We start from the raw sequence: 7131 nt of genomic DNA, 5'->3' as shown, positions 1-7131 counted from the left end.
GCCATCAAGGAAAAACGACCGGAGATGCAGATCATCCTGCTCACCGGCCATGCGACGGTTCAAAAAGGCGTGGAGGCCATGAAGGCGGGTGCCATGGATTTTGTGGAAAAACCGGCCGACCTGGATGCGCTGGCCAAAAAAATTAAAAAAGCCCACCACCAAAAGGCCGTCATCGTCCAAAAGCAAAGCCAGGAAAAAGTAATTGAAATGCTTCGTAAATTCGGCATGTGAGTCCGCCTTGATCAGGCAAGATGATTCCAAGGCGGAGGCGGCGAACCACTCCCCCGGACGGCCTCCGATGGAGAGCGCCGGAATGCCCGGCGCCGCAGACGCTAAGGGTTGCTACGAGACGGTGGCCATCGCCTTGGACCTCATCAGATCGAACACCGCCGGCCCTGAAGCGGACGCCTCGACTTCCCCCGAGGAAAGGGCCTTGAGCGTGTCGAACCGCCCTTTATCCCGGCTGCTCAAGGGGCTCTCCAGGTAGGTCAATGTCTGGTGGACCAGACTGAATATGATCAACGGACCGATTGTGGTCTCGCCGCCGGGTTTTTCGCTCACCTGGCCATAGATGTCGTGGTGGTTCAGCGAAAAGGCTTTGGGCGCCGGGGTCAGCCCCAGCATTTCGGCGAACAGCATCAGGCTCTCCTGAACACCCTGGGGGTAGCCGTTCTCCAGGGATGCCTTCCCATCGCGGGCAATGCCATCGATATCCGACTGCGTGAAGCTGAGGTCCAGTTCGCCGATGCAGATCTCCTGGATGGTCACCAGGGATGCCGCCTTCTTGCTGATCACCACATCCTTGTCGTTAAGAATTTTGATGGCATTGCGAAGGTTCACCATCTCTTTGACAGTGGGACTTTTTCTCAGCATCACATCTTCCACGCTGGTGTGGTAAATGGTCAGGTCGTTGTCCATCACCAGGATACGGGTCTTCCCGGGGCCGTCGGTTTCCAGGAACAACACCAGGTCCCGCGCCTCCCGGCGGGACCAGGGGAAAAAGGCCATCAGCTGCGCCAACACCGTCTTGTCGATCCGCTTGCCGCTCTCCACCGGCCCGATGGAATCGGCGATGGTCCGGACCAGTCGGTCGATCTCTATCTTCTTTAACAGGTTTTCCTTGTATGACATTTCATTTCTCCTCAGAAAGACTTGATTTGGGATTTGACATCTGTGCCGGATATTCATATGAATATCGGCTGTTACTCGAAAGGCCCTGCCCCTTCTTTAAATATAAATTACGTTGAAAACTGGCCGCCCGGCAAGACAATTGTTCCGGTGAACCAACACGGGCCAGACGGGCGATCTGATTCACCGTATTAGTGCATCGAAAGGATACCGGGTCTTTCCGAAGAGAAAGGAGTCACCATGGATGAATTTGTCACCCTCACCTATAACGGGCAGCAAATACAGCTACCGGTAGTTACCGGAACAGAAGGGGAAAAGGCCATCGACATCTCCACCCTTCGGGCGAGCACCGGTTTTATCACCTTGGACCCTGGCTACGCCAACACCGGCAGCTGCCTGAGCGCCATCACCTATATGGACGGCGAAAAAGGCATTCTGCGCTACCGGGGTATCCCCGTGGAGCAGCTGGCCGAGCACGGCACGTTCAAGGAAACCGCCTACCTGCTCATCAACGGCAAGCTCCCCAACCGTGAACAGCTGACCCGTTTTTCGGTGATGCTCAACGACAACAGCCTGGTCCATGAAGACCTCAAGGCATTTTACCAGAACTTTCCACGGGCCTCCCATCCGATGGGGATCCTCTCTTCCATGGTCAATGCCATGCGGAGCTTTTATCCGGAACTGGGCACCCTGGAGGAACAGATCACCATCACCATGACCCGGCTGCTGGCCAAGGTTCGCACCATGGCGGCCATGTCATACAAGATTTCCCGGGGCCATAAGGTGGTCTATCCCCGCCCGGATCTGACCTACTGCGAGAACTTTCTCAACATGATGTTCCACACCCCGGTGAAACCCTACGAACTCAACCGGGCGGCCGTCAATGCCCTGCGGGTCTTCTGGATTCTTCACGCCGACCATGAGCAGAACTGCTCCACCTCTGCCGTTCGCGTGGTGGGCAGCGCCCGGGTCAATCTCTATGCGGCCATTTCATCGGGCATCGCCGCGCTGTGGGGCCCGCTGCACGGGGGCGCCAACCAAGCGGTCGTCGAAATGCTCACTGCGATTCAGGCCGACGGCGGGAATTATAAAAAGGCCATCGAACGGGCCAAGGACAAGAAGGATCCGTTCAGGCTCATGGGATTCGGCCACCGGGTTTACAAAACCTATGATCCCCGGGCGAAAATCATGAAAAAGATGTGCGATGAGCTGCTGGAATCCTTGCAGATCAATGATCCGCTGTTGGATATCGCCAAGGAGTTGGAGGAGGTGGTCCTTAAAGATGCTTACTTCATCGATCACAACCTGTACCCCAACGTCGATTTCTATAGCGGGATCGTCCTGCGGGCCATCGGCATTCCCACCAACATGTTCACGGTGATGTTTGCCATCGGGCGGCTGCCTGGGTGGATCGCCCAGTGGAAGGAGAGCATGGACGATCCCAATTGGAAGATCTGTCGGCCTCGACAGGTCTACACCGGTGCCACGGAATACGAATTCGTTCCCATTCATGCACGGCCTTGATCAGTCAGTCGGTCAGGGCCGCAGTCACGGCCGCTTCGGCGTGAATGCGCGCCGTATCGAAAACCGGCACCGGGCAGCTTTCGGCATCAACGAGAAGTCCGATCTCGGTGCAGCCCAAAATGACCCCCTGGGCACCGCGCTCCACCAGGCCTTCGATGATCCGGAGATAGGCCTGTCGTGACGGTTCCCGGATCCGTCCCAGACAGAGCTCCGTGTAGATCGTGTCATGGACGGCCTGGCGCTGGAACGCATCCGGAATCAGCACCCGCAGCCCGTAACGGTCTTCAAGCCGCCTGCGGTAAAAGGCCTCCTCCATGGTAAACCGGGTACCCAGCAGCGCGACGGTATCCATACCGGCGGCAAGGACGGCATCGGCCGTTGGGTCGGCAATGTGAAGCAATGGAACGGTCATGCCAGCCGCCACCCCATCGGCCAGTTTATGCATGGTGTTGGTGCAGATAATCACCAGGTCCGCCCCTGCGCGCACCAGCGCCTGGGCCGCCTGAACCAGAATCGACTGCGCCGCATCCCACCGCCCCGCGTGTTGCAATGCGTCGATCTGGGCGAAATCCACGGAGTACAGAATGCTTTTTGCCGAATGGAGCCCGCCCAGACGCGCCCTCACCGCTTCGTTGATAATCCGGTAATAGACCAGGGTCGATTCCCAACTCATCCCGCCAATCATTCCAATGGTTCTCATCCGTTGGTTTTCCTTTGTTAACCGGCATCGAATTTGTTTTGACAGGTCGGCCGACCTTCACCTACACTAAGAGATGGAGTCCGGTTGCAAACCCATTTAAAGCCCTGCGGGCTTTTAAATCAACCGCAAAAAAATCATTTTGCGGTTATGCACGCATCACACCTGAGGTGCCGCCATGCTGGTAAAAGAGATCATGACTGAAAACCCCATTACCGTCACCGCCGACACGGAAATTATCAAAGCGGCCAAAATCCTGTTGGACCGCCGCATCAATGGTGTGCCGGTGGTGGACGACGCAGGCAAGCTGGTCGGCCTTCTCTGCCAAAGCGACATTATCGCCCAGCAGAAAAAGCTTCCCGTCCCCTCGCTGTTTTCTTTTCTGGACGGCTACATCAGTCTCAGTTCCATGAAGGGCTTCGAAAAGGAGGTCCGCAAAATCGCTGCCACGGCCGTCTCGGATGCCATGACCCCCAACCCGGTGACCGTCGCCCCGGATTCGAACATCGAAACCGTGGCGGCACTGATGGTAGACCACAACCTCCATACCCTGCCGGTGTTGGAAAATGGCGTGCTGGTGGGCGTGGTCGGCAAAGAGGATATCCTGCGGACCCTGATGCCCACGGATCATTCATCATAAAAGGAGGCCCTTATGGGTGTGAATCAGATTGTCTGTTGCAGCGATTTTTCGGATCATGCGGAAGCCGCCTTCCAAACGGCCCTCGACTTGGCGCAGCGTTACCACGCGAAGCTTTACGTGATCCATGTACTTCCCCCGGTGGTCAACCCAATGCTCACTGAAGCGGAGTTGATGATGCCCGAGCATCCCGACGAGAATTTGGTGGTCAGCCTGAACGAACGGATGCAGGAAGTTTACGGCAACCGCATCCCCGAAACGGTCGACGTTGAACTGGTGGTTCGCGACGGCCATGTCTCGACGGAAATCATCCGCTTCATCGAAGAGACCGATGCTGATCTGGCGGTGGTGGGCGCCTTCGGTCTCAGCGGCATGGGGCTGGTATTGTTCGGCAGTGTCGCCAAGCGAGTTTCTCACAAAGCGCCGTGCTCGGTGATGATCGTGCGGGAAAAGAAGGCCTGAGGCATCCGCTGCGCACGGACTGACCACGACCTCACACAGCAGCTGATGAAATCTGACCGGACCTCCGGCAGTGGGACATGCACGATCACAACACCAACATCCGGTTAGACGGTGGTTAAGACCTGCACCATGAAAATACTGCTCGTTTACCCTTATTTCCTCGACCAGCGCATCAACGAGGAGGACGTCAGCGCCATCCCCATGGGCCTTTACTACGTGGGGGCCATGCTCCGGGCCAACGGCTATGCGGTGGATATTCTCAATGGCCACAACCTGGGCGACACCCCCCACCGCATCTACCAGGTGCTGGGGGACAAACAGCCGGATGTGGTGGGTTTTTCGATCCTTCACGCCAATCGCTGGGGCGGCATCGACATCGCAAGAATGGTCAAGAAGGTCAACCCAAAGGCCACCGTGGTGTTCGGCGGCGTGGGGGCCACCTTCCTTTGGGAACACTTTCTGACGCATTTTCCGGAGATCGATTATGTGGTTCGGGGTGAAGGTGAGCACAGCTTCCTGGAGTTGATCCGCTTTCTGGAAAAAAAGAGAGGCCGAACGCCTACGAACATTGACGGCCTGGCCTTTCGAAAAAAAGGAAAACCCGTTAAAACCAAGGATCGGGAGCAATTGGCAGATCTGGACAGTCTGCCCATGCCCGCCCGCTATTTCTCCTTTCAACACATATCCCTTACACGGGGATGTCCGGAGGGCTGCACCTTCTGCGGTTCACCGGCTTTCTGGAAACGCCGGGTGCGCTTTCACAGCGCCGATTACTTCTTGACCCAGATGGTGATACTTCAGGAAAAAGGGGTCAGCTTCTTTTTTGTATCCGACGACACCTTTACCCTCAAGCGGGAACTGGTGATCGACATTTGCCGCCGAATCGTCGAGCGGCGCCTGGATATCGTGTGGGCGGCGATCTCCAGGGTGGATTGCGTGGACGAGGAGATACTGGGCTGGATGCGCCGGGCCGGATGCACCCAGATCAGCTACGGCGTGGAGAGCGGCAGCCGGGAGCTTCGTGATCGGTATCACAAACGCATCGGCGAAGCGGCCATCTGCCGCGCCTTTGACCTCACCGTTCGCTACGGCATCCTGGCCAGGGCGTATTTTATTTACGGCGCCCCGGGCGAATCCGATCAAACCATCGATGAGAACTTGAGGCTGCTGCGCCGGATCCGCCCCCTGTCGGCCATTTTCTATATCCTGGACCTGTTTCCCGGCACGGAACTCTATGAAGATTACAAGCAGCGCACCGGCGCCACCGATGATGTCTGGCTGGACCGGGTGGAGGACCTGCTATATTTTGAGACGGATGCGACGCTGAGCAAAGCCGCCGTGCTCGATTTCGGACGGCGGCTCAGGGAAGGCTACCTCTCCCTGCTGCCGGGTTTTGCCGCACAGATAGAGTTGATGGACGATCCGCAGTTCTACCCACTGCATGCAGATTTTCTCTCCCGGCTGGCCCTGACATTCAGCCACGGCGATTATGCCACCAACCCGCTGGTCAAAGACAACCTGTCGACCGCCGTCATGCTCTTCGAACGGTCACTGCACTACCACCCTGATCATCGCGCCTTCTGGGGGCTGGGACTCGTGTATCAGCATCTGCGACGGTTTGACGAATCCCTGGAGATATTGCAGCGGGGCATCGAACACCACAAAACCAGCATCGATCTGCACATGGCCCTGGCCAACAGCCTGATGCGGTTGGGTCGTTACCCAGAGGCCCGCCAGAGCCTGGAAGCCATATCGGATCATCCCCGGGCCGTTGAGCAGCTCGTCCGCTGCTGCCGGTCTATAGGTGATCGCGAGGGAGAACAAGCCTGGATCGGCCGGCTGAATCGTCTCCAACAAGATTAACCCTGTAAGGGATAGTAGGCGGATGCTGCTCTGCGGTTGAGGATGAAGGCTGTTAGACTGAAGACTGCAGCCGGAAGCCGGGACATCGAGTCCAGAAATGAAATAACAAGGTGATAGCTATTCGCAACTGTATCTGTGAACGCCACACTTCAATTGGTGAAGGGTTGTCATGTGGTTAAACGCATCCTGTTTGCTTGAATTCCATATTCCGGTTCCCACTCCGTTTTTGCTCATGCTGCGCCCCCGGAGTGGATGGCAGCAGTGGATCGCACGCGAAGAGTACGTTTTGTCGCCCAGTGTACCGGCGGTCGAGTTCACCGACTCGTTCGGCAACCTGTGCCAACGGCTGGTTGCACCAGCCGGGCATTTTTCCGTGCGTACATCCGTGGATATCGAAACCTCGGATGCATCCGACACTGCCCCTGGGGCGCCGTTTGTCGAAGTGCAGCATTTGCCCGATGAGACCCTGCCTTTCCTTTATCCAAGCCGGTATTGTGAATCGGATCGTTTCACTGAAATGACAGCGTCACTCGTAGCGGGCCGGGCCTCCGGCTACGATCAATGCAATGCCATCGTCGATTATATCCGCAACTCGATACGTTACACACCTGGCGTTGGACAGCAGATCATCAGTGCTTCCGAGCTAAACCAGTTGGGAAGCGGCGTATGCCGGGACATGGCCCATTTGGGTATCGCTTGTTGCCGTGCGCTATCAATACCGGCTCGAATGGTCGTGGGCTACCTTGAGACGCTTGAACCGATGGATCTTCACGCTTGGTTCGAGGCCTATGTCGGAAATCGGTGGTACACCTTCGATCCG

The 7131-nt window shown here is 56.9% G+C and carries 8 protein-coding genes; 6 read left to right on the top strand and 2 right to left on the bottom strand.

Annotation, left to right across the window (positions count from 1 at the left end; all coding sequences use genetic code 11):
- The coding region (locus tag ABYV26_RS17260) for a response regulator (RefSeq protein ID WP_372682598.1) at positions 1–231 on the top strand (231 nt) is incomplete at its 5' end.
- A gap of 111 nt (positions 232–342) precedes the next feature.
- Here the strand turns inward: ABYV26_RS17260 and ABYV26_RS17255 are convergent.
- Positions 343–1131 carry a hypothetical protein gene (locus tag ABYV26_RS17255; RefSeq protein ID WP_372682597.1) on the bottom strand — a complete coding sequence of 263 codons (789 nt, stop codon included), beginning with the start codon at positions 1129–1131 and terminating at the stop codon, positions 343–345.
- Positions 1132–1368: 237 nt separating this feature from the next.
- On the opposite strand from ABYV26_RS17255, the gene ABYV26_RS17250 reads away from it, so the two are divergent.
- Positions 1369–2652, top strand: coding sequence for a citrate synthase (locus tag ABYV26_RS17250; protein WP_372682596.1), 1284 nt, complete (start codon positions 1369–1371; stop codon positions 2650–2652).
- A 4-nt stretch (positions 2653–2656) separates the two neighbouring features.
- Here the strand turns inward: ABYV26_RS17250 and ABYV26_RS17245 are convergent, their stop codons facing one another.
- Complete coding sequence (locus ABYV26_RS17245; RefSeq protein WP_372682595.1) at positions 2657–3352, bottom strand: aspartate/glutamate racemase family protein; 696 nt, start codon at positions 3350–3352, stop codon at positions 2657–2659.
- Positions 3353–3527: 175 nt separating this feature from the next.
- Between ABYV26_RS17245 and ABYV26_RS17240 the strand changes: the two genes are divergently transcribed.
- From ABYV26_RS17240 to ABYV26_RS17225, 4 genes are all read left to right on the top strand, one after another.
- Positions 3528–3989 carry a CBS domain-containing protein gene (locus ABYV26_RS17240; RefSeq protein WP_372682594.1) on the top strand — a complete coding sequence of 154 codons (462 nt, stop codon included), beginning with the start codon at positions 3528–3530 and terminating at the stop codon, positions 3987–3989.
- Between the two features lie 12 nt (positions 3990–4001).
- Positions 4002–4448: a universal stress protein gene (locus tag ABYV26_RS17235; RefSeq protein WP_372682593.1), complete on the top strand. Its 447-nt coding sequence runs from the start codon at positions 4002–4004 to the stop codon at positions 4446–4448.
- Between the two features lie 129 nt (positions 4449–4577).
- Positions 4578–6311, top strand: coding sequence for a cobalamin-dependent protein (locus ABYV26_RS17230; protein WP_372682592.1), 1734 nt, complete (start codon positions 4578–4580; stop codon positions 6309–6311).
- 169 nt (positions 6312–6480) lie between these two features.
- Positions 6481–7131, top strand: a 651-nt coding sequence (locus tag ABYV26_RS17225; RefSeq protein WP_372682591.1) for a transglutaminase domain-containing protein, incomplete at its 3' end; no start/stop codon positions are given.

It is taken from the genome of Desulfosarcina sp., from assembly GCF_041551955.1.
In the GTDB taxonomy this organism is placed as follows: Bacteria; Desulfobacterota; Desulfobacteria; order Desulfobacterales; family Desulfosarcinaceae; genus Desulfosarcina.
The sequence above is the reverse complement of the archived record's forward strand: the minus strand, read 5'-3'. Positions and strand labels throughout refer to the sequence as shown.

What these genes read in the sequence shown, in the direction of transcription:
- ABYV26_RS17255 (WP_372682597.1), bottom strand. Translation starts at nt 1,131, where the DNA reads ATGTCATACAAGGAAAACCTGTTAAAGAAGATAGAGATCGACCGACTG.
- ABYV26_RS17250 (WP_372682596.1), top strand. Translation starts at nt 1,369, where the DNA reads ATGGATGAATTTGTCACCCTCACCTATAACGGGCAGCAAATACAGCTA.
- ABYV26_RS17245 (WP_372682595.1), bottom strand. Translation starts at nt 3,352, where the DNA reads ATGAGAACCATTGGAATGATTGGCGGGATGAGTTGGGAATCGACCCTG.
- ABYV26_RS17240 (WP_372682594.1), top strand. Translation starts at nt 3,528, where the DNA reads ATGCTGGTAAAAGAGATCATGACTGAAAACCCCATTACCGTCACCGCC.
- ABYV26_RS17235 (WP_372682593.1), top strand. Translation starts at nt 4,002, where the DNA reads ATGGGTGTGAATCAGATTGTCTGTTGCAGCGATTTTTCGGATCATGCG.
- ABYV26_RS17230 (WP_372682592.1), top strand. Translation starts at nt 4,578, where the DNA reads ATGAAAATACTGCTCGTTTACCCTTATTTCCTCGACCAGCGCATCAAC.